17 protein-coding genes, 2 pseudogenes and 1 riboswitch are annotated in these 21603 nt (G+C 35.3%); of the genes and pseudogenes, 6 read left to right on the forward strand and 13 right to left on the reverse strand.

The genetic code is table 11. The features are described 5' to 3' along the window. Nucleotides 1-22: 22 nt before the first annotated feature. From J3D55_RS00845 to J3D55_RS00870, 6 genes and pseudogenes are all read right to left on the reverse strand, one after another. Nucleotides 23-640 (reverse strand): CpXC domain-containing protein, encoded by a 618-nt coding sequence (locus J3D55_RS00845; protein WP_259127293.1) that lies wholly within the window; start codon nt 638-640, stop codon nt 23-25. 98 nt (nt 641-738) lie between these two features. Continuing rightward, a pseudogene (locus J3D55_RS00850) lies at nt 739-2782 on the reverse strand (prolyl oligopeptidase family serine peptidase). A gap of 191 nt (nt 2783-2973) precedes the next feature. Continuing rightward, complete coding sequence (dinD, locus tag J3D55_RS00855; RefSeq protein ID WP_259127295.1) at nt 2974-3828, reverse strand: DNA damage-inducible protein D; 855 nt, start codon at nt 3826-3828, stop codon at nt 2974-2976. A 187-nt stretch (nt 3829-4015) separates the two neighbouring features. Further along, entirely contained in the window at nt 4016-5101 is a 1086-nt protein-coding gene (prfA, locus tag J3D55_RS00860; protein WP_259127296.1) for a peptide chain release factor 1, read from the reverse strand. Between the two features lie 275 nt (nt 5102-5376). Then, a complete protein-coding gene (locus J3D55_RS00865; protein ID WP_259127298.1) occupies nt 5377-6675 on the reverse strand; it encodes an APC family permease in 1299 nt (432 codons plus the stop codon). A gap of 4 nt (nt 6676-6679) precedes the next feature. Next, a complete protein-coding gene (locus tag J3D55_RS00870) occupies nt 6680-9100 on the reverse strand; it encodes a TonB-dependent receptor plug domain-containing protein (RefSeq protein ID WP_259127299.1) in 2421 nt (806 codons plus the stop codon). Nucleotides 9101-9206: 106 nt separating this feature from the next. Then, nucleotides 9207-9314, reverse strand: a riboswitch (SAM riboswitch). Nucleotides 9315-9520: 206 nt separating this feature from the next. Here J3D55_RS00870 and J3D55_RS00875 point away from each other — a divergent pair. The 3 genes from J3D55_RS00875 to J3D55_RS00885 all read left to right on the forward strand — a co-directional run bounded on the left by J3D55_RS00875 (nt 9521) and on the right by J3D55_RS00885 (nt 11235). Beyond that, nucleotides 9521-10039: an alpha/beta fold hydrolase gene (locus J3D55_RS00875; RefSeq protein ID WP_259127302.1), complete on the forward strand. Its 519-nt coding sequence runs from the start codon at nt 9521-9523 to the stop codon at nt 10037-10039. Continuing rightward, entirely contained in the window at nt 9969-10529 is a 561-nt protein-coding gene (locus J3D55_RS00880; RefSeq protein WP_259127303.1) for an alpha/beta hydrolase, read from the forward strand. Before J3D55_RS00875 ends, J3D55_RS00880 begins: the two co-directional genes overlap by 71 nt. A gap of 274 nt (nt 10530-10803) precedes the next feature. Further along, on the forward strand, nt 10804-11235 hold the full coding sequence (locus tag J3D55_RS00885; RefSeq protein WP_259127304.1) for an organic hydroperoxide resistance protein: 432 nt from the start codon (nt 10804-10806) through the stop codon (nt 11233-11235). 153 nt (nt 11236-11388) lie between these two features. On the opposite strand, the gene J3D55_RS00890 is transcribed toward J3D55_RS00885, so the two are convergent. Beyond that, a complete protein-coding gene (locus J3D55_RS00890; protein WP_259127305.1) occupies nt 11389-13446 on the reverse strand; it encodes a T9SS type A sorting domain-containing protein in 2058 nt (685 codons plus the stop codon). A gap of 596 nt (nt 13447-14042) precedes the next feature. Between J3D55_RS00890 and J3D55_RS00895 the strand changes: the two genes are divergently transcribed. Next, entirely contained in the window at nt 14043-14912 is an 870-nt protein-coding gene (locus J3D55_RS00895; protein ID WP_259127306.1) for a helix-turn-helix transcriptional regulator, read from the forward strand. A 102-nt stretch (nt 14913-15014) separates the two neighbouring features. Here J3D55_RS00895 and J3D55_RS00900 read toward each other — a convergent pair whose 3' ends face one another. Further along, nucleotides 15015-15299 (reverse strand): hypothetical protein, encoded by a 285-nt coding sequence (locus J3D55_RS00900; RefSeq protein WP_259127308.1) that lies wholly within the window; start codon nt 15297-15299, stop codon nt 15015-15017. A 179-nt stretch (nt 15300-15478) separates the two neighbouring features. Then, nucleotides 15479-17087: pseudogene (locus J3D55_RS00905) on the reverse strand (fumarate hydratase). A gap of 309 nt (nt 17088-17396) precedes the next feature. On the opposite strand from J3D55_RS00905, the gene fumC reads away from it, so the two are divergent. Together fumC and J3D55_RS00915 are read left to right on the forward strand one after the other, a co-directional pair. Further along, the gene (gene fumC, locus J3D55_RS00910) at nt 17397-18791 is read left to right on the forward strand and encodes a class II fumarate hydratase (protein ID WP_259127310.1); all 1395 of its coding nucleotides are present in this window, start codon (nt 17397-17399) and stop codon (nt 18789-18791) included. Between the two features lie 158 nt (nt 18792-18949). Beyond that, a complete protein-coding gene (locus tag J3D55_RS00915) occupies nt 18950-19144 on the forward strand; it encodes a bacteriocin-like protein (RefSeq protein ID WP_259127311.1) in 195 nt (64 codons plus the stop codon). 84 nt (nt 19145-19228) lie between these two features. Here J3D55_RS00915 and J3D55_RS00920 read toward each other — a convergent pair whose 3' ends face one another. The 4 genes from J3D55_RS00920 to J3D55_RS00935 are packed head-to-tail and all read right to left on the reverse strand — an operon-like array spanning nt 19229 to nt 21461. Next, the gene (locus J3D55_RS00920; protein WP_259127312.1) at nt 19229-19666 is read right to left on the reverse strand and encodes a hypothetical protein; all 438 of its coding nucleotides are present in this window, start codon (nt 19664-19666) and stop codon (nt 19229-19231) included. After that, nucleotides 19656-20270 (reverse strand): hypothetical protein, encoded by a 615-nt coding sequence (locus J3D55_RS00925; protein ID WP_259127314.1) that lies wholly within the window; start codon nt 20268-20270, stop codon nt 19656-19658. Before J3D55_RS00925 ends, J3D55_RS00920 begins: the two co-directional genes overlap by 11 nt. A gap of 29 nt (nt 20271-20299) precedes the next feature. Then, nucleotides 20300-20914, reverse strand: a complete 615-nt coding sequence (locus J3D55_RS00930; protein ID WP_259127317.1) for a hypothetical protein — start codon at nt 20912-20914, stop codon at nt 20300-20302. Then, nucleotides 20901-21461 (reverse strand): RNA polymerase sigma factor, encoded by a 561-nt coding sequence (locus J3D55_RS00935; RefSeq protein ID WP_259127320.1) that lies wholly within the window; start codon nt 21459-21461, stop codon nt 20901-20903. The genes J3D55_RS00930 and J3D55_RS00935 overlap by 14 nt, the downstream gene beginning before the upstream one ends. Between the last annotated feature and the right edge of the window lie 142 nt (nt 21462-21603).

Raw genomic sequence — 21603 nt, forward strand, 5'->3', positions numbered from 1 at the left:
AAGCCTAGTTGGCAGAATTTTTTTATTTTCTAAGGATTTCAATATTATATAAATTGTTCTTTTCATTAGTTTCAAGATTTTTAATATCATATTTCATTTCCATTATCTGGCTTGGATGACTAAAGCAATAGAAAGAAATTTTCTTTTTAAACAATCCAGTTTCTATTTTCTTGAAGAATACTTTGAAATTGAAATCTCCATTTATTTCTGCTACTTCTTTTATGGATTCGTCTAACATATTTTTCATTTTGCCAGAAACTTTTTCAACTACTAAATCATTTAGTTTGCTGTCAAAAATATTTATCTTTTCGATAAGTTTTTCATATTCATAAACTTTTCGATAGATATAGCCTTGCGCTATCATATTTTCGATTATTTTATTCTTTCCTTCATCTTTTTCTTCTTCATTTGCTATAGATAATTCAAGCATTATTTGATTTTTCATATCGTGATAAAGAAAACCAGAAACTATATTTATTTCTTTTTTGCAATTTGAACAAACATTTTCGTTCATTTTACCAGAAAGAACTTTGTTTTTCAGTTCTGGTTGTAGAGTAATATTTACAGTTTGGTAGTATTCTAATTCTTGTTCAAAATTACAATGAGGACAATTTTGCTTAATTCTATTATTTAAACTCATTTTCGATTAAATTTCGTTAAAGGGGGTCAGTTTTTATAAAACATCACATAACCCCTAAATATATGCAACTTTTCAAACCCTCTCAAAAATCAAAAAAATTATTTCCCTAATTTTTTTATTCCCATTTCAAATAAAGCGAAAGAAAGTAAATCTGCATTTTCGCCTATTACCTGATCTGTTGCTCTTCCCGCTCCGTGACCTGCATTTTTTTCAATTCTTAATAAAATCGGGTTGTTGCAAGCTTGTTTTTCCTGTAATTCTGCACCAAATTTGAAAGAATGCGCCGGAACCACTCTGTCATCGTGATCACTTGTGATAATCATTGTGGATGGATAACACGTTGATTTTACATTATGAACCGGAGAATATGATTTTAAATATTCAAACATTTCTTTGCTGTCTTCTGCCGTTCCGTAGTCGTAAGACCAACCCGCTCCTGCTGTAAATTTATTATACCTCAACATATCTAAAACCCCAACTCCAGGGAAAGCCACTCTTGCCAAATCGGGGCGCATCGTCATTGTCGCGCCTACCAATAATCCTCCGTTTGATCTTCCCGAAAGTGCCATAAAATCTTTTGAAGTATAGCCTTTTGCCTGTAAATATTCTCCAGCTGCGATGAAGTCTTCGAAAACATTTTTCTTTTGCTGTTTTGTTCCTGCATCGTGCCATTTTTTACCATATTCGCCACCACCACGGATGTTTGGAACGGCATAAATCCCTCCATTTTCCATCCAGATTGCGTTCACAACGGAGAAAGCAGGTTGTAAGCTGATGTTGAAACCTCCGTAAGAATAAAGGATTGTAGGATTTTTCCCGTCAAGCTTAGTTCCTTTTTTATAATTAATCATCATCGGAATTTTCGTTCCGTCTTTTGAGGTGTAGAAAACCTGTTCGGAAACGTAATTTTCAGGATTGAATTTCACTTTCGGCTTCTGATAAACCTCTGATTTCCCGGAATCTGCATTGAATTTATAGGTTGTTCCCGGTGTGATATAATTGCTAAATGAAAAATAAAGTTCTTTCTCCTTTTCTTTTCCGCCAAAACCGCCAATCGTTCCTTTTCCCGGAAGAGCAATTTCTCTTATTAATTTTCCGGTTTCTGTCGAATTGTTTTACCTTATCAATGGCATCGATCATATAAGTTGCGAAGAAATATCCTCCTCCAGTCGTAATTCCCAGCACATTTTCAGTTTCCGGAATTAAGTCTTTCCAAGTTTCAGGAGATGGATTTTTGATACTGGTTTTTACCAAACGCATATTCGGAGCGTCTTTGTCTGTGAAAATATAAAGATCATCGCCTTGAGTATCAACAATACTTACATTGATATCAAAACCTTTGTTGATCTGAACAAAATCTCCTCCGTTTTTTAAATCTTTGATGTACAATTCATTTCCGTTGGTCGCGTTTGCTGCAGAAATAATTAAATATCTCTGATCTTCCGAAACACCCGCTCCCAAATATCTTCTCGGCGTTTTATCACCTCCGAAAATCAATTGATCTGCCGATTGTTTTGTATTTAATTTATGAAAATAAACCTTGTGTTTATCTGTCATTCCGGAAAGTACGGTTCCTTCTTTCGGCTTGTCGTAGCTTGAATAATAGAAACCTTCATCACCTTGCCAAGAAATTCCGCTGAATTTCACATCAACAATTGTTTCGTCAATTTGTTTTTTGGTAATTGCATCGATGATGATGATTTTGTTCCAGTCGCTTCCGCCTTCCGAAATGGAATAGGCTGCCAAATTTCCTTTTTTGTTAAAAGAAAGCTGCGATAAAGATGTTGTTCCTTTTTCTGAGAATTTATTCGGGTCTAAGAAAACTTCTGTTGCTTTTGTCTTGTTATTGGTTCTGTATAAAACCGATTGCGCCTGCAATCCGTCGTTTTTGTAATAATAGGTATAATCTCCTTCTTTGAAAGGCGCTGAAATTTTTTCATAATTCCAGATGTCTCTCAACTGATTTTTAATCTGATCTCTGAACGGGATTTTCGAAAGATAATTCTGGCTGTTTGCCACTTCTTCGTCTACCCATTTTTTGGTAGCTTCTGAGTCGTTTTCCAAATCACGGTACGGGTCTGCAACGGCAGTTCCGAAATATGTATCTGTCTGATTTCCTTTTAATGTTTTTGGATAAATCATTTTTTGCGAATAAAATGTTGCCGAAAACAAAACTCCGGCGGTTAATAATATAGGTCTTAATTTCATATCAAAATGGATTTTACCAAAAATACATAAAGTTGAGGTAATAAAAAAAGCTTCCGAAAATCAGAAGCTTTAGATTATGTATTTTGTTGAATATCAAATTTATAATCTTTAACTTTAATATAAATTTATTTTAGTTTTTTTGATTGTTGCTCTAATTTACTTTTTTCCTTTTCCACATCTTTAATACTTTCAGCTACAGGCAAATTTTCCGGCATTGTTCCTCCAAGTTCTTGAATCGTTTTTCGAACTTTTGCCCCTACTTCAAAATGAGTTTTATTAGCATCTGCTTTCCCTTTAATCTTATCGTTTTTTAATTTTTCTTCAGTTTGTGTCGCCCGGAATAGATTTGCAGCTAATTCCGTACTATTCATATGATCTAATATTTGTTGGCTTTTCTTTAATCCTTTTTTATTATGTATTCCTTTTGCATCTAAACCTCCATAAAGACCTTTATAACCATGATTTTGAAAAATTGCATAATCTATCAGCTTTATAACTCCTGCCTCTTTTGCGGTTGCCGCTAAATGAATGTTGTGTTTTACCATTTCATTTCTTAGAAATAATCTTTTCTCGTCCTCCGAAGATAATTGATTATACTCATCTAATTTTTGGATTTCTTGAATTCTTGTTTGTACAGCAAAATATGTTTGTCCCAATGCAACAACTTCTTTCGCAGGATCTGCATTTTGAACGATTAAATAACATGCATAACGAGATAATTTTACACCATCATCAAAGCCTCTTTCAGCACCATATCCTATTTTAACCATTTCGTGGAATTCCACGAAATGGTTTCCAATTTCCTCTCCGCTATTCTCACATGCTTCTTTAGCTTTTTCTATAACTGGCTTAAAGTTTCTATATTCCGAATAATCTAAAACTTTACTGAGGTCTCGTGCGCTCCAAAATTCAATTCCATTCTGATCAATTTGCTCAATTTGTTCAAACTTTGAAAAATTATGCTCAAGTTTATTTTCCATCCAATTAATATTTTTTATCCTATAAATATAACATTTCTTTTAAGTCAGAATAATGTTATAGATTTTCAACTTCTTATCATATTACTTTAAAAAGAGTAATACATTATTATACTTGAAAATATTTTATTTTGAGAACAAAAAAAGCTCCCGATTTCTCAGAAGCTTTAGATATTTTAAAAGAAAGATTTTAATAATTATCTTCCTCTCCTTTCATTTTTTCGGCATTTTCTGCCATGATTACGGCATCGATCATTTCAGAGATATCTCCATTCATGTACGCATCAAGATTGTACATAGACTTGTTGATTCTGTGATCGGTAACTCTTCCTTGAGGATAGTTGTAGGTTTTGATCTTTGCAGAACGGTCACCTGTAGAAACCATTGATTTACGCTGTGCAGCAATATCTCCGACAGATTTTTGTACTTCGATATCATATAATTTGGTACGAAGCATTTCCATCGCCAATTCCCTGTTTGCTAACTGAGAACGTGCCTGCTGACAAACAACCACCATTCCTGAAGGTTTGTGGGTCAACTGTACTTTGGTTTCAACCTTGTTTACGTTTTGTCCACCCGCTCCACCTGAACGTGAAGTCTGCATTTCGATATCGGCAGGATTTAATTCAAAATCGATTTCTTCAGCTTCCGGTAAAACAGCAACGGTAATTGCCGAAGTGTGCACTCTACCTTGAGATTCTGTTTCCGGAACACGTTGTACACGGTGAACACCGGACTCAAACTTCATGATTCCGTACACGCCGTCTCCTTCAATTTTGATGATTAATTCTTTATAACCTTTTGCAGCTTCGCTAGAATCTGTTATTTCGTGCTTCCAACCTTTAGTCTTAAAGAACATGGCATATGCTCTGTAAACATCTTCCACAAAGATAGCCGCTTCATCTCCACCGGTTCCGGCACGAAGTTCTACGATTACGTTTTTATCATCGGTTGGATCTTTAGGAATTAAAAGTACCTTCAATTCTTCTTCCAAACCTGGAAGTTTACCCTGAGCTTCTACTTTTTCTTCTTTAGCCATATCGACCAAGTCTCTGTCTGAACCATCAGCGATGATTTCCTCAGATTCTGCGATATTATCTAAAGCGCCTTTATACTGATCGTAAACTCTTACAATTTTTCCTAAATCGCTGTATTCTTTGTTTAAAGAAGAATATCTTTTTTGATCTGAAATTACATCCGGCTGTATAATAAGGTCTGCAACCTCATTATAGCGTTGTTTTATAGCTTCTAATTTTGGAATTAATGATTTAGACATTATGAAAATTTTGTAGGAGCAAAGATACGGATTATTAATTCAATTTTAAAACTAATAGTTTGCCATTCTGAATGTAGTGAAAGCGTGGTGAAGAATCTATTTTTAATATAAAACTTACTCAACATTTGTCTTTTTGAAAAGCATCTAAGCTTTATTGAAAGGTCCTTCGACGAGCTCAGGATGACATTGCTAATACTAACTTTTCAAATTGCAGTCAGACTCAATTTAACACAACTTTTAACCAGTGTCAGTCTGAGCTTGTCGAAGACTTTAAATTAAATATTATTTTTAGAAAACTTTCTATCCATTAAATACAAAACAATTCCCAGTGCGACAATTCCCAATCCTATGATGCTCTCTTTCGGATTGTGAATCAATGTGAAATACAAAATATAAACACTGAACAACAAGAAAACAGTCGGGAAAACGTAAAATAAGTTGGATTTAAATATCTTTCTCTGATCTTTTTTAATAAAATAAGCCGTAGAAATCGCCAAACTTGCAAACAATTGAAGAATAAAAGCGGTATAAACGAAAATTTCTTTAAAACTTCCCGTTAAAATAATCAACGTTGCAATCACAGCATGCGCAAAAATGGCACGAACAGGAATTCCTTTTTTATTGCCGACGGATAAAGACTTCCACAATTTATTTTCTTTCGCAAAAGCCTGCGTCAATCTTGAACCGACCCACAAATATCCGCTGATCGTTGCTACCAATTGCAATGCGATAAAAACATTCACCACTTTTCCGAAAGTATGACCCAACATATTATTGGCAGCTTCTCCCATCACATCTTCTTTTCCCGCCAATTGATTGATTGGCGCATGTTTTAGCATGATAAAATTCACCAGAAGATAGCAAACCGTCACAAAAACCGTTCCCACAATCAAAGCTTTCGGAAGATTTTTCTGAACATCTTTAATTTCTCCCGCAATATAAGAAGCCGAGTTCCAGCCTGTATATGAATACGTTACAAAAACCAACGACGTTGCAAAAGCGGGAAGCATGATTTCATTTTTCCAGTCGTTTCCGAAATTTAAGCTGTTTCCTACTCCCGATTCTGAAAGTCCTACGCCGAGAATAATTAAAACAATAATAAAAGCTACTTTAATGAAAGTGAAAAAGTTATGAAACTTACTCGATGTTTTTAAACTGAACGACAAAGAAGCAGCAACCAAAAAAATAATCCCAATTGCAAAGCCGTTTCCAAAGGAATCATTGAATGCGGAAAGATATTTTGACATCGCCAAAGCCGCCAAAGCAACAGGCGAAGAAAACCCGATAATCAAAGAAATCCAGCTTACCAGATATCCCAAAACCGGATGATATGTTTCTTTAAGATAAATAAAATCACCGCCGTTTCCTTTAAAATGAGAACCTAATTCTGCATAACAAAACGCTCCAAAAAGTGCTAAAATTCCTCCGATCACCCAAAGAAAAATAATGCTGTAGGTATTGGTAATATCAACCAGCTGGAAACCCAAAGTCGTGAAAATACCTGTTCCGATCATGTTCGAAACAACGATTGCAACGGCGGTTTTCCAGCCGATCTGATGTGAAGTAGAATCCATTTAATTAAAAAGTAAAATTAAGTCTTCCGAAGAAATAATTCCCCAATGTTCCCATTTGAACCGGAGCATATTTGAACACTCCAAAATAAGAATTTTCGTAGATCTGCAAATCAGGAAAGACATCAAAAACATTATTTGCCCCAATTGTAAGGTTAATATTTTTCGTAAAATCATAACCAACACTTATATCTGTCACCACTTTTGGAGCAAATTCCTGAACACCGCCGAAAGGATAACCGTCTCTGATCACCTTTCCAAAATAAGTATTTCTTACGAGGAAATTGAATTTACCAATTCCGTAATTTAATCCCAATGTTGCTTTTGTTTTTGGTGATAATGTTTCAATGATGTTGATCTGATCCGGTCCGAAAAATTCATTCTGCGGAGTTTGCAGATTTGCCGGAAAATGGAAATCGGTGATTTTTGTTTCGGTGTAATTTCCTGCCAAATTGATGTTTAAATTTCCGCTGCCCAATCTCCAGTCGTAGGAAACAACCAAATCAACCCCTTTCGTTTCCGTATCAATGGCATTGGCAAAAAATCGTCCGCTTTCGACACCATAAGCCGTCAATCGATCGTCGGTAATATTACTTGTTATGACGATTCTGTCTTTCACTTTAATTAAATATCCATCCAACGTAATAAGAAGCTTACTGACTGGTTTTAAGGTAAATCCAACGCTTCCATTGACAGACGTTTCTTGTTTTAACTGATCAAAACCAAGCGCTTTTGCCGCTTCACTGTCACTGTTAAAAATCCCTTTTGTAACGATAGAATTTCCTGTCGTAGAAATATCTGCGTAAGAATTATTAAAATATTGCTGTTGCAAAGACGGCGCTCTGAAACCCGTTCCAACGGCAGCACGGATGGCATAATTTTTTACAAATTCATATCTCACGGCTAATTTCCCGTTCAATGTACTTCCGAAATCTGAATAATTTTCAAATCTTGCGGCAGCGTCGATATTTAATTTTTTATCTAAATCATAAGAAATATCTGCATAAACGGCGGTTGAATTTCTCGATTTCGTTAAAGCATTTTGCGGCGAAAAACCGATGAAAGACTGCGAACCACCATTTCCAACAGTTACAGAACCGGGAACGGCAATATTTCCGTTCACATCATATTTTGAATAAGACGCTTCTTCTCCTGCTTTGATGTCGTATTGTTCAAACCTGAATTCTCCTCCGAAAGCAAAATTGAAGTTTTTAACATTTTTAGAAATATCAAGATTAATTGTATTTTGAAGGAAACTGTGAGCTCCTGCATTGAAACTCGTCGGCGAATTTGCTCCTAGTGAAGCATTTACCGTATTATTGACATCATAATTAAAGGTGTTGCTTCCGAAAGTATTGCTCAGATCAAAAAACCAATCATTCATATTGTATTTAGCTCCGACTGCATAAGAAATATCGTACACTTTTGAACCCAAAGACGGCTGAAAACCGTTTGGATAAATAGATTCAACATTATTATCCTTTTCACTCGGAAGTCTTCTGAAGCCAAAACCTTCGCCTTCTTTTATGCTGAAACCTCCGAAAGAATATAATTTAAAATTGTCATTAAAAGGATATTCTGAATTAAAAACCAATTGAGCCTGCTTGATTCGGGCATCACCAATCTGGAAATTGAAATCATCTCTCGTTAAACCTCTTTGCTGAATGATGGCATCGTCTGCAGCACTTGCAGCAGCAGGATTATCGGCATAATCATACGCAAAATTATCTCCGAAAATATCCAGATTATGATTCTGTGTTCTGGTTGTTTTTCCTCTGTAATTTAATTGTAAAGACAAACTTACGTAGCTGTCTTTTTTACCTAAAGAAGTTCCGTAATTGGCTCCTGCTTGATAGGTATCACCGTCATTTCTGCCTGTAATTCCGTAGTTTAAACTGGCTGTTCCGCCAATATTTTTTTTAAGAATGATATTAATGACTCCCGCAATAGCATCTGAACCGTATTGCGCTGCAGCTCCGTCTCTTAACACCTCAATCCTGTCAATCGCAATTACAGGAATTGTGCCTAAATCTGTTCCGACAGAACCGTTTCCTACCGTATTCTGATAATTAACCAACGATGTGGAATGTCTTCTTTTTCCATTCACCAACACCAAAACCTGATCTGGTCCCATTCCTCTTAAACTTATAGGATCAATATGTTCCGTTCCGTCAGAAGCCGACTGGCGAACCGAATTGAACGAAGGAATCACATAATTCAGCAAATCCTGAACAGTTGTCTGCGGTGAAGATTTTTGTATTTTATCGATATTGATGATGTCTACCGGAACCGGAGTTTCCAATTTGGTTCTTTTAGCGTTACGATTTCCTACGATGATGACATCTTCGATCTGTTTTTCTTTTTCCTGTTCCTGTGCAGATAAAAATCCAACCGCCAAAAGCAGCACACTTACGCTGAGTTTCTTCATTTCCTTCAGTTTTTTTTTTATTTTAAACTAATTAATATTCGCTTACGAAACATCGCAAACCACAAAAAGACCTTCAAGAAAATGGAATAATATAGAATATTGACTTCACTTATCTTCCCCCAATCGGGTTGGAATTAGCACCTTTACACTCGTAGAACAGCGTTGGTTGCTAAGGTTTCACAGGGCCAAATCCCTCCACCTTTCTTGATAATCTACCGCAAAGGTAGACTATTGTTTTTGAATGGCAAAAAATGGAGGTTGAAATGTGGATTTGATTGTGAATGTTAAATGAAAAAATTGATGTTAAAAATCAAAATGTCTAATTCAAGGTTGAGTTTGTCCGGTTGAGCTCATTTGTGATGGATTTGCATGAATTCTGTTTCTACTTTTGACCCATCAAATTAAAAAAACTCAACGATTATGCTTACCCAATCAAACCAACAACAGATTTATTTTATTAAAAAATATATCATCAGTGCGATCCTCATTTTGATTTTCAATATGGGATTAAATGCTCAGGAAACAAAAAGTTCATTGGGAACTTTAAAACAAATCGACGCAGGTTTCCTGAACATCGGTTATACAGAAGCCGGATCTCCAAGCGGAACGCCTGTGATTTTACTTCACGGTTGGCCTTACGATATTCACAGTTATGAAGACGTTGTTCCGATGTTGACCGCAAAAGGTTACAGAGTAATTACTCCTTATTTGAGAGGTTTTGGAACGACAAGATTTCTTTCTGATAAGACCATGAGAAACGGACAGCAAGCCGCGGTTGCGAGTGATATTATTGCTTTAATGAATGCTTTAAAAATCGATAAAGCAATCGTCGGAGGATTCGATTGGGGCGCAAGAAACTGCCGATGTGATGGCTGCACTTTGGCCCGAAAGAGTAAAAGGTCTGGTTTCTGTGAGCGGTTATTTGATTACCAATCTTGAATTTAATAAAAAGCCATTGCCTCCTACAGCTGAATTGGGTTGGTGGTATCAATATTATTTTTCTACCGATCGTGGTGAAAAAGGATATAAAGACAATACGTATGAATTCAACAAACTGATCTGGAAAACCGCTTCTCCATTATGGAATTTTGATAAAGCAACTTACGATCAGACAGCGAAATCTTTCGATAATCCCGATCATGTCGCGATTGTTATTCACAATTACCGTTGGAGATTGTCTTTGGCAAAAGGAGAAGCAAAGTATGATGAGTTGGAGAAAAAACTTTCAACAAAGCCTAAAATTATTGTTCCTGCAATTACAATCAGCAGTGATTTTGATGGTGCTGCCATTAATGGTAAAGCGTACGAAAATCAGTTTACAGGAAAGTATTCTCATAAAATTTTAAGGGGAATCGGACACAATGTTCCGCAGGAAGATCCGAAATCTTTTGCTGATGCTATTGTTGAAGTTGATGGATATTCAAAATAATTCAACCTCACTCGGATGAGAGCTCTTATATATTTTAAACGCTATGATCGCAAAGTCTTTTTAATTAGGCTTGAAAAGATTTCCGTTCGCAAGGGCGTTTCACTCAGCTAAAATCGCAATTTTCCCGAACTCAGATTAACTTCATCCTTTTCAATGTCTTATTCAGGTTTATGATTGTCCGTTTCACCTATTTTATGGTTACACATCATTTTAATCTGAACTAATTTTGACTCATCATTTAAAACCAATTAATAACAATCTAAATTTTTTAATAATGGAAAATAATCAAACTTTACAAGCAGAAAAAGTATTATACACAGGAAAAACTCATACAACAGGCGGTCGCGACGGATTTTCTAAAAGTTCTGACGAGAACCTTAGTGTAAAACTTTCAACTCCGGGCGGAACAGAACCGGGAACGAATCCGGAACAGCTTTTTGCAGCGGGTTGGTCGGCTTGTTTTATTGGAGCGTTGGGAATTGCAGCGAGAAAAAGAAAAATCAGACTTTCTCCTGAAACAGCGGTAGATGCAGAAGTCGATCTTTGTATGAATGACGATGCTTATTTTTTACAAGCCCGTTTGAATATCAGTCTTCCCGGAATTGACAGCGAAACAGCGAAATTATTAGCCGAAGAAGCTCACCAAACGTGCCCTTATTCTAAAGCAACGAGAGGAAATATTAATGTAGAAATTAATATTATCTAATCTTTTTCATATCATCCCTATATTTTTTATGTAAAAGCGATTACGGCGATGTCCAAATGACATCGCCGTAATCTATGTAATTTAAATGAACTCGCTTTTAAAAACAAAAGGCTTTTTGCAAAGCCTTTGTCTATCAATCAAATATGGTGGAAATTAATTCTTAACCACTTTCTTAGAAATTATCTGTCCGCTTTTTAATTTTAATTCTATAATATATATTCCGTTGGGAAGACCTTGCATATTAATCTGATTATTAGAGAACTGAACATTTATTTTTTGTCCTACAATATTGGTAACATTTACTGTTTCAATAGCTGAATCTGCTTTAACATTCAGAATTCCGTTGGTTGGATTAGGATAAATCCCGATTGGCTTAATGGTAAGATTAATATCTGAAGTTGCCAATCCTGTGAAATCTTTGGTACATCTTACAGATTCTCCCTGTCCTCTCGGTCCTCCAGAAGTCGGAGTTACAATCGTTGTTCCTACATACAAATATTTACCTCCTGTACTTGCCGTATCCGAACTCCAAAAATATCCTCTCTGACCTACAAAAGTGAATCCTCCTGTTGAACTGCTTCTGTATCCTCCTGCAGGTAATTTTAAATAACTTGCATAGGCTGTTGCAGGATTATTAATCGATTCTGCTCCTACCAATGTTACCCATTCTGCAGTAGTCGGAAGTCTCCATCCTTGTCCGATTGCTTTACACGGATCTGCTCCGATTGCCGGACTAATATTCGCTGATGAAGAGGCATTCCAGGCATCACTTGTTGCATTAGTTCCCCACCAAGAAGCTGAAGAAGCACCAATAACGAAAGAATTTATTCCCGATAATCCATCAGGTGAATTGGTAGAAGGCGTTGAAATCGTTGTAGAATTTCTCAATTGGTGACCATCGTCCCATCTTCCCCACTGGAAAAGATCTCCAAAAGAATTGGCGTCATCAAAAGATGTTGCGACCTGGGAACTTCCTAAATTCTGTTGAAGCCAAACTTTTCCATCTGCTCCTCTTACGGTTGTATAACTAACTGTTTGTCCTCCGTAACTGAATTTCACACAGCCCAAATCACCTGCATTTGTTCCCGGATCCGTATTATTACAAGTCGGAGTAAGAGAAATTCTCTTCACTTTTGTTCCGTCTTGTGAATAAGCCAACACAAGATAATTATTGGTTTTGTCGACTGCTAAATCATTATAAGTTGCCTGTCCGTCAGAAATGAAATTTCCTCCGAAAGCTCCCCAAGTTTGCGTTGCTGTATCTAATTTATAAGCTGTATTTCTTAAAAAATCATCGTTTTCCCAACGGCTTGCTACCACATATGGAGTTCCTGTAGAAGTCACCGCGATGGCAACATGCTGTATTCTTCCGCTAGAAAAATTGGTATTTCCTACTTGTACCCAGCTGGTTCCGTCGAATTTTTTTACATTTAATTTTTGTCCGTTTGCTGAATTCGAAACATATGCTACATATAAATTGTTATTAGCATCAATTGCAATATCAGAATTATACTGCTCACTTGAAGATGCAGCGTCTACAATATTTCCACCAACCAATGTCCAGCTATCTGAAGCTGTTGCTGTAGTTGTATTTTCGTATACTCTCAGTCCGCTTGATACATTGCTTGTATAAACTTTGTTATTGGTACCAATTACCATTTCGGCAAAGGCTGCACCGCTGGAAAATCCTGTATTCCCCACCTGTTCCCAAGCTCCGTTTACGTAACGCTGAACTGTTCCTGAATTATGTGTTGAATAAGTAAATACAACATTTGAAGGAGAAACCGCAGAAGCCTGATAATTTACCGTCGTCGTTGTCGGACTTGGCAATTGCGTCCAAGAAGCTCCGTTAAACTGACGAACTTCTAAGCCCGTCCCTTGATTTGTATAATATAAATTACCTAGACCATCTATCGATAAAGAATTGTATAAAGCTGTTCCTGTCGTAATTCCTGCGCTTCCGCCCACATAAGACCAAGAAGTCCCGTTGAACATCTGCACAGAGCCTTTAGCAACAGAAGTATCGTAATAAGAAACATAATATTTCCCATTATTTATCACCAAATTATTAAAACTGCTTCCTCCTGCAGAAATCGTTTGTACACCACTTACATTTTCCCATTGCTGAGCATATGCATAATTCCCCGCGATACCCAACAACACTAAGCCTGCTCCAATTTTCCGCGCCGCAATATGTAATTTTCCAAACATAATTAATATTATTTTTATTTATTCTAAATTATACTTAATTTTCCGCAAAAGTAATTCCTTTTATCAAAAGACACTTATCATTTTCAACCTTTTAATTATCTTACCTGAAACTTTAGAGCCTTTTTAAATGTGGTTTAAATATTTTAAAAATCACTGCTCATTTTTTTAACGCAAAGTTTTGATTCAATATGATTTAATTAAGTGAGCAAAGATGAATCAACAAGTTGATTTGATGAAATACTATTTTTACGCTTCGCAAAGCAAATTCTACTTGCCTTTGCTTTCTAACAATAATGCAGTATGAAATAGATCTTTGTGTTAAAAAAATAACGGATTCCGTTTGAAAGAAATCTTAAGTATTTTGACACAAAAATTTTCACTTTCTAGAAAATTGCGGATAAAATATCTCTAAGACAAACTATTCACCTATCCATATTGACAATCATAAAAGTTTTATTTTTAATTATTCTAAATTTAATTTACATTTGTGCAAAATTAGCTGGTGTGATAGTTTCATAATAATCATTCCCGAACTTTTGGTTATCTGTACTCAGCTTTTATTTCAAAATGTACCCATGTCCGTAAAAACTGCTCGTATGAAGAATCAATCTCATCAAGGATTATTGTTCAGATCCGAAGACATTAAAATTTTAATGAAGGAAGAGATTTCTCCTGAAAAATTTTTAAAATCGAATATGATTGAAGGCAAATCGAGTTTTAATTTACTTTTTTTGCTGAGTCAGAATATCAATCTTGAAGCTGAGGATTGCGGAACGAAGTTTTTATTTAAAAAAAATCAATACATTCTTCATTATTCTCAGCAGGAAAGTGTGGCAGAATTGTGGACGGAAAATCAGGAAATACTGAAATATCTTCAGGTTCAGATTAATTACAATTACATTTTCAACCTCATCAATCCGAAATCCAACAGCGAAAGCGCCCATATTCTGGAAAGCATGATTCAAAACAATTATATTTTCCTTCACAAGCAGACTCCACCTTATATGACCGTTGAGATGCATATGATTTTAAAGGAAATTATAAGCTATTCTAAAAAAGGAGTGATGCAGAAATTATTCGTTGAAGCTAAGATTATCAAACTTTTAATTTTGATTTTTGAACAATTCAATGAAAAAAATACGGTTGAAGAAACGCCGCAAATACCTTCCATCATTAAAAAATTTGTTGATGAAAATTATCACAGAAATATCAAAGTAGAAGAAATCGGAAAGCTGATCGGGATTAATCAAAATAAAATCAGGAAAGAATTTAAAGCTCAATATCATATTACAGTGAGCGATTATATTTCGGAATTAAGAATGTTGAAAGCAAAAAAACTGATCATTAATAAAAATATCATGATTAAAGAAATCGCAATAGAATGCGGTTATGAGTACGTTCAGAATTTTACAAGAGCTTTCAAGAAAAAATTTGGTGTTTCTCCTGAAAAACTGAGAACACAATAAAAGAAACGAAAAAACCACCTAATAAATTAAGTGGTTTTATATATGTTGTTTTGCTTTGATATTACTTTTTCAGAATTCAGGTGAAAAAGCAATGACAATCAATTAATGATGTCCGTGACTATCATGTAAGAAAGGTCCGTTACCTTTAGGATTGCTGAAGATTACTTCTACACCTTCCTGTTCGTTCACTTGCTTTCTTCTAATATCTTCAGGATCAAAAGGTTTCACTTTTCCAAAATATTCCATCAACCCTTCAGTCAACCATATTGGAATAACCCATCCGAAGAACATAAAAATACACCAGAACCCTACCAAGAACATTGTTACGAAGAAAATTGTCCAAAGGAACTGGTAAAACGGCCAAAACGCTGATAAAATCGTTATCATTTCTTAAAGATTTTAGGCAAAAATAGGACTTTTTATTTGGGTACACAAAAGATATACATCCTATTTTTATTATTTATTTTAATTTTAAACTAAATTCAGATACTTAGATAATAGATGGATGGATAATAGACGCTTATCTATGCTCGATTTGCTATCATCTATTTGTCATTTATATAGTATTAATGCGCAAGATTTGCAAAGAAATCATTTCCTTTATCATCCGTAATAATGAATGCAGGGAAATCTTTCACCTCGATTTTTCTTACCGCTTCCATTCCTAATTCAGGGAAATCTACCACTTCAACCGACAAAATATTATCTTTTGCCAAGATCGCAGCAGGCCCACCAATTGAACCGATATAGAAACCTCCGTATTTGTGACAAGCGTTGGTAACATCTGCCGTTCTGTTTCCTTTTGCCAACATCACCATACTTCCGCCGTGGCTTTGGAATTCGTCTACATAAACGTCCATTCTTCCCGCCGTTGTAGGTCCGAAACTTCCTGAAGCCATTCCTTCCGGAGTTTTTGCAGGTCCTGCGTAATAAATCGGGTGATTTTTGAAATATTCAGGCATTGGTTGTCCGGAATCTAATAATTCTTTGATTTTTGCGTGAGCGATATCTCTTGCAACGATCAAGGTTCCGTTTAATTTTAATCTTGTTTTGATTGGATATTTTGAAAGTTCAGCCAAAATTTCTGGCATTGGTTTATTTAAATCAATGTCAACTGCAGCTTCCAAATGTGGTGGCGTTGCAGGTAAAAATTTCTTCGGATCTACTTCCAATTGCTCTAAGAAAATACCGTCTTTTGTAATTTTCCCTTTAATATTTCTGTCTGCCGAACAAGAAACTCCCATCCCAACCGGACAAGAAGCCGCGTGACGAGGAAGTCTGATTACTCGAACATCGTGTGTTAAATATTTTCCACCAAACTGAGCGCCAATCGCACTTTCCTGACAGATTTTCTGAACTTTTGCTTCCCATTCCAAATCTCTGAAAGCCTGTCCCGCTTCGTTTCCTTCTGTTGGAAGATGATCATAATATTTTGCTGATGCTTTTTTCACGGCAGCCAAATTTGCTTCCGCAGAAGTTCCTCCAATTACCAAAGCCAAGTGATAAGGCGGACAAGCAGCCGTTCCCAAATCTGAAATTCTCTCTTTTACAAAAGCCTCAAGAGATTTTTCATTTAATAAAGATTTTGTTTTTTGATATAGGAAAGTCTTGTTAGCAGAAACCTCCTCCTTTCGTTAAGAATAAAAATTCGTAGTAATCTCCTTTTTTAGCATAAATATCAATCTGTGCCGGAAGATTTGAACCAGAATTTTTTTCATCAAACATCGTTAAAGGAATAACCTGAGAATATCTTAAGTTTCTTTTTTGGTAAGTATTGTAAATTCCTTTGCTTAAATATTCACCGTCATCAACGCCTGTGTAAACATTTTCTCCTTTTTTACCCATCACAATCGCCGTTCCTGTATCTTGGCAAGAAGGTAAAGCTCCCTCAACAGCAACTGCAGCATTTTGCAACAAATTATAAGCAACGAATCTGTCGTTATCTGTAGCTTCAGGATCGTCAATAATTCTTTTCAAACTTTCTAAGTGAGAAGAACGAAGCATAAAAGAAACATCTGCCATCGCTTCTTCAGCCAATAACTCAAGACCTTTCGGATCGATGGTTAAAATTTCTCTGTCTCCCAGTTTTTCAACTTTTACATAATCTGACGTAAGCTTCTTATACTCCGTATCATCTTTCAAAATTGGATACGGATCCTGATATTTAAAATCCATTTACTTTCTATTTTCGGTGCAAAAATACGGCTTACCTAAAAAAACATGAGTAAAATCAGTGACTTGAATTGATATTTATAATGATTATAAATTGCGAGGTTTTTCATTTATAGTTAATTTTATAGAAACATATTTTAACCAAAATAGTCGCAATTTTTCGCATTCACTTTGTCATTCCGTAGAAATCTAAAGTATATACGTTAAATTCTTTGCTGAAATTCCTACGGTATGACAAAATAAGTGGATAATTATTACGGTTAAAATTTGTGATAAAAAATTAAACCTAAACAGAAATAAATTTCAATCACAATGAATTACAGAATAGAAAAAGACACCATGGGTGAAGTGCAGGTTCCTGCTGATAAGTTTTGGGGCGCGCAAACAGAACGTTCTAGAAACAATTTCAAGATCGGTCCGGAAGGTTCTATGCCCCACGAAATTATCGAAGCTTTTGCTTATCTGAAAAAAGCTGCAGCCTTTACCAATACAGATTTGGGAGTTCTTCCTGCTGAAAAAAGAGATATGATCGCTAAAGTTTGCGAAGAAATTTTAGAAGGCAAATTAAACGATCAATTTCCTTTGGTGATCTGGCAAACCGGTTCAGGAACACAGTCTAATATGAATGTGAATGAAGTTATTTCCAACAAAGCACACGTTAATAATGGTGGAAATTTAGGTGATAAATCTGAAATTCATGCAAATGATGATGTGAACAAATCTCAATCATCCAACGATACGTATCCAACAGCAATGCACATTGCAGCCTATAAGAAAGTTGTTGAAACGGCGATTCCTGCGGTGGAAAAATTAAGAGATACATTAAAAGAAAAATCAGAAGCCTTTAAAGATATTGTTAAAATCGGAAGAACGCATTTGATGGATGCTACTCCATTGACTTTGGGACAGGAATTTTCAGGATATGTCGCTCAATTAAATTACGGAATTAAAGCGTTAAAAAACACATTACCACATCTTTCCGAGCTTGCTTTAGGAGGAACCGCCGTAGGAACAGGCTTAAATACCCCTCAAGGCTATGATGTAAAAGTTGCTGAATATATTGCAAAATTCACCAACCTTCCTTTTGTAACGGCTGAAAATAAATTTGAAGCTTTGGCGGCTCACGACGCGATCGTAGAATCTCATGGAGCGTTGAAGCAATTGGCGGTTTCTTTATATAAAATCGCTCAGGATATCAGATTAATGGCTTCAGGACCTCGTTCCGGGATTGGTGAAATTCACATTCCAGAAAATGAACCAGGTTCTTCAATTATGCCCGGAAAAGTAAATCCTACTCAAAATGAAGCGATAACGATGGTTTGCGCTCAGGTTTTAGGAAACGATACAACGATCTCATTTGCAGGAACTCAAGGAAATTACGAACTGAATGTTTTTAAACCGGTGATGGCTTATAATTTTTTACAGTCGGCTCAGTTAATTGCAGATGCATGTATTTCATTTAATGATCATTGCGCGGTTGGAATTGAACCTAATATTGACAGAATTAAAGAATTAGTAGACAAATCTTTGATGTTGGTAACTGCTTTGAACACACACATCGGTTATGAAAATGCAGCAAAAATTGCAAAAACCGCTCACAAAAACGGAACTACGCTGAAAGAAGAAGCGATCAATCTTGGATTTGTAACTTCTGAACAGTTCGACGAATGGGTGAAACCTGAAGATATGGTGGGAAGTTTGAAATGATTTAAATAAATAATAGATTAAATGTTTGAAACCTTCAGAATTTCTGAGGGTTTCTATTTTTACTAAAATACTGATTTACAAATATTAATTCGATATATTTTTAATTAAATTTTTCATACATTAGGGATTAATTACAAATCACCATAAAACAAAACATTATGAAAAATTTAAAGAAAATTGACAGACAAAATTTAAAACAAGTTTTAGGAGGTCATACTTGTCCTGGAAATTTAATCCATCTGACATGGAATGGATATCATGCTTGCTGCATTACGCCACCTCCAGGAGGAAATCCTTGCAATGGAACTGCATGTCTGATTCCTGTTGATATGTGTGACGGTGGTCTAAATTAGATGAGTAATAAAATTTAAAAACAAAAAACGCTGAGAAAATTTTCCAGCGTTTTTTTATCAATTTATCTATGAATGTAATGTGTTTTACCACCAAAGTGCTACACCGAAAACCAACGCTTTATCGTTTTCAAACTTGTTGTCTTTAAAAAAGTTTCCGAAATCTTTTTTCACGAAAATACTGAAATCATCGTAAGAAACCGTGAACTGACCTCCGTAAATAAAAGGATTCACCTGATAATTCTCTCTTCCTCTGTCGCTGATTCCGTCGCCTTTTATGATATTATTAGTTGCCATTTTTACGCCTCCATAAATATTTGCACCGATTTTAAATCCATTATTATAATCTCTGTACTGAATATCCATTCCTGCATTTTTCACCTTAGAAAAATTATATTGAAGACCTAAAGGAACGATGATATAACCCGTTCTAAGTTTACTTTTGCTTAAATTCTTTTCATAATTTGCCAGAAAAACATCTGCATTTCCATCTTTCGCAAAATACATATTATTATCAATATTCAAAGTTTCTCCATGAAAATCCGATTCCAGAAATTAATCCCCACGGACTGGTTCTCCCAAACTGATAATTGAATTTCAACCCAAATTCAAAATTCCCTGCGTATCCGAGGTTTTTATCAAGACTATTATCGGCTTTGCTGTTTGTAAGATTCATAATTCCGTATGAAATATAGCCTGCAAAATTCTTGGTCGGTCTGAATTTCTTAAGAAGTTTCGCTTTCAATTCTTCATTGGAAGTCACATCAGAATTAAGAAGAGAGTATCTTACCTGCTTCTGAATCACCGTATCAAGATCAAAACCCAATTCTTCGATTCTCTGATCTATTTTTTCTGAAAAACGATCGGCGATGATTGATTTTTGCTTATCAAATTCGCTTTTGTCAAGGTTTTTTGCCTGAAGAGTAATCAATTCGGCTTCCATCAGCTTTTTTTCTTCCTGAATAATGCCGTCTATTTTTTTGGCATATTCATCCACTTTTTCTTTTACGATCGGGCTTACTTCCGTATCTTCTTTTGACTGGAGATTCAGTTTATTAAGGTTTCTTTGCGAATAAACAGTGCCGGATAAAAGGCATACGAATCCCATTAAGATAAATTTCTTGATCATATTATTAAGTTTTAATTGTTAAAAAAGTATTATTTTCCGTTCAGATCGATGGTTGCAACGTTACTTTGCTTCGTTTTTTCAATAACGTCTTTATGCTCCACCGAAAAAAGCAAAGTAGAAGGATCTACATATTTTTTCCTTTTTACGGGGCTTTTTGCAGAATCCGTTTGCGCAATAATTTTTTCTGCCGGAATTTTCGAAATATTGGATGCTATTTCAGAAGCATTTTCTTTTATTAAAGGCAATTCTTTTTTCTCTGTAACGATTGGTAGATTTACAATCTCTATTTTTTTCTCGGGAGAAATATTTTCTATGGCTACAGATTCTTTTTGATTTTGTCTGATTAATTCAGGAGATTTTACCGTTGTTGTTCTTATATTTTCCTGAATTTTTGGATTATTAACTTCAGCGACAACATTAGGTTTTACAATGTCGTTATCTTTTTTATTAAAAACCAAAACAGCTCCTAAACTGAATGTTAAGACCAAACAAGCCGCAACCAAAAACCAATTAACCTTTGTCTTTGACGGCTTTTCCGCAGATTGCATTTCAATTTCAGACCACAAATCTCTCGAAGGAGTAATTTCCCTTTCTGCAATTTGTTTTTTGATCTGATATTCTATTGTATTTTTAGTAGTGTTCATTTCTTACTGCTTTTTGTTGTTGAAAGTAGATTTTTCTCATCTTCTCTTTTGCTCTGAATAATTGCGTCTTGCTCACCGCTGTTGAAATCTGCAGCGTATCGGCAATTTCCTGATGCGAATAATCTTCCAGAACATATAAGTTAAAAACCATTCTGTAGGCATCCGGAAGCTGATCCAGAAGATCTTGCACATTAAAATCAAAAGCCACTTCTTCCTCATGAATTTCTTCCAGATAAGACTGGTTGATATCATCCAGATAAAAAACCGTTTTATGACTTTTAATAAAATTCAGGCATTCGTTCACCACGATTCTTCTTGCCCATCCGTCAAAACTTCCTTCTCCGCGAAAACTTTCAATACTTTTAAAAATTTTGCAAAATGCTTTGATAAGACAATCTTCCGCCTGATACAGATCGCTGATGTAGCTTCTGCTTACACTCAGAAATTTCTTTGCATTCTGATCATAAAAAATTTTCTGTGCAGCCGGATCCTGTTTTTTCAGGCGACTTAGCAAATCATCTTTTTTATTTCCGAACAAAAGCTTCATAATTATTTGTTTCTACTAGTAAGACAAAGAAAAGTTGAAAAGGTTACACAGTAAAGAATTTTTTTTCCAAAAAATAGTAAAAAATTTAATTTACATTAAAAGTAAACATTGTATTTAAACAAAAAGCTCCTGATTTCCAGAA

It is taken from the genome of Chryseobacterium ginsenosidimutans (assembly GCF_024807225.1).
Taxonomy (GTDB): domain Bacteria; phylum Bacteroidota; class Bacteroidia; order Flavobacteriales; family Weeksellaceae; genus Chryseobacterium; species Chryseobacterium ginsenosidimutans.

Excerpts from the sequence above, each read along its gene's own strand:
- J3D55_RS00895 (WP_259127306.1), top strand. The coding sequence starts at position 14,043 with ATGAAGAATCAATCTCATCAAGGATTATTGTTCAGATCCGAAGACATT.
- J3D55_RS00935 (WP_259127320.1), bottom strand. The coding sequence starts at position 21,461 with ATGAAGCTTTTGTTCGGAAATAAAAAAGATGATTTGCTAAGTCGCCTG.
- J3D55_RS00925 (WP_259127314.1), bottom strand. The coding sequence starts at position 20,270 with ATGATCAAGAAATTTATCTTAATGGGATTCGTATGCCTTTTATCCGGC.
- J3D55_RS00900 (WP_259127308.1), bottom strand. The coding sequence starts at position 15,299 with ATGATAACGATTTTATCAGCGTTTTGGCCGTTTTACCAGTTCCTTTGG.
- dinD (WP_259127295.1), bottom strand. The coding sequence starts at position 3,828 with ATGGAAAATAAACTTGAGCATAATTTTTCAAAGTTTGAACAAATTGAG.
- J3D55_RS00930 (WP_259127317.1), bottom strand. The coding sequence starts at position 20,914 with ATGAACACTACTAAAAATACAATAGAATATCAGATCAAAAAACAAATT.
- J3D55_RS00870 (WP_259127299.1), bottom strand. The coding sequence starts at position 9,100 with ATGAAGAAACTCAGCGTAAGTGTGCTGCTTTTGGCGGTTGGATTTTTA.
- J3D55_RS00885 (WP_259127304.1), top strand. The coding sequence starts at position 10,804 with ATGGAAAATAATCAAACTTTACAAGCAGAAAAAGTATTATACACAGGA.
- J3D55_RS00915 (WP_259127311.1), top strand. The coding sequence starts at position 18,950 with ATGAAAAATTTAAAGAAAATTGACAGACAAAATTTAAAACAAGTTTTA.
- prfA (WP_259127296.1), bottom strand. The coding sequence starts at position 5,101 with ATGTCTAAATCATTAATTCCAAAATTAGAAGCTATAAAACAACGCTAT.
- J3D55_RS00845 (WP_259127293.1), bottom strand. The coding sequence starts at position 640 with ATGAGTTTAAATAATAGAATTAAGCAAAATTGTCCTCATTGTAATTTT.
- fumC (WP_259127310.1), top strand. The coding sequence starts at position 17,397 with ATGAATTACAGAATAGAAAAAGACACCATGGGTGAAGTGCAGGTTCCT.
- J3D55_RS00875 (WP_259127302.1), top strand. The coding sequence starts at position 9,521 with ATGCTTACCCAATCAAACCAACAACAGATTTATTTTATTAAAAAATAT.
- J3D55_RS00865 (WP_259127298.1), bottom strand. The coding sequence starts at position 6,675 with ATGGATTCTACTTCACATCAGATCGGCTGGAAAACCGCCGTTGCAATC.
- J3D55_RS00890 (WP_259127305.1), bottom strand. The coding sequence starts at position 13,446 with ATGTTTGGAAAATTACATATTGCGGCGCGGAAAATTGGAGCAGGCTTA.
- J3D55_RS00880 (WP_259127303.1), top strand. The coding sequence starts at position 9,969 with ATGGCTGCACTTTGGCCCGAAAGAGTAAAAGGTCTGGTTTCTGTGAGC.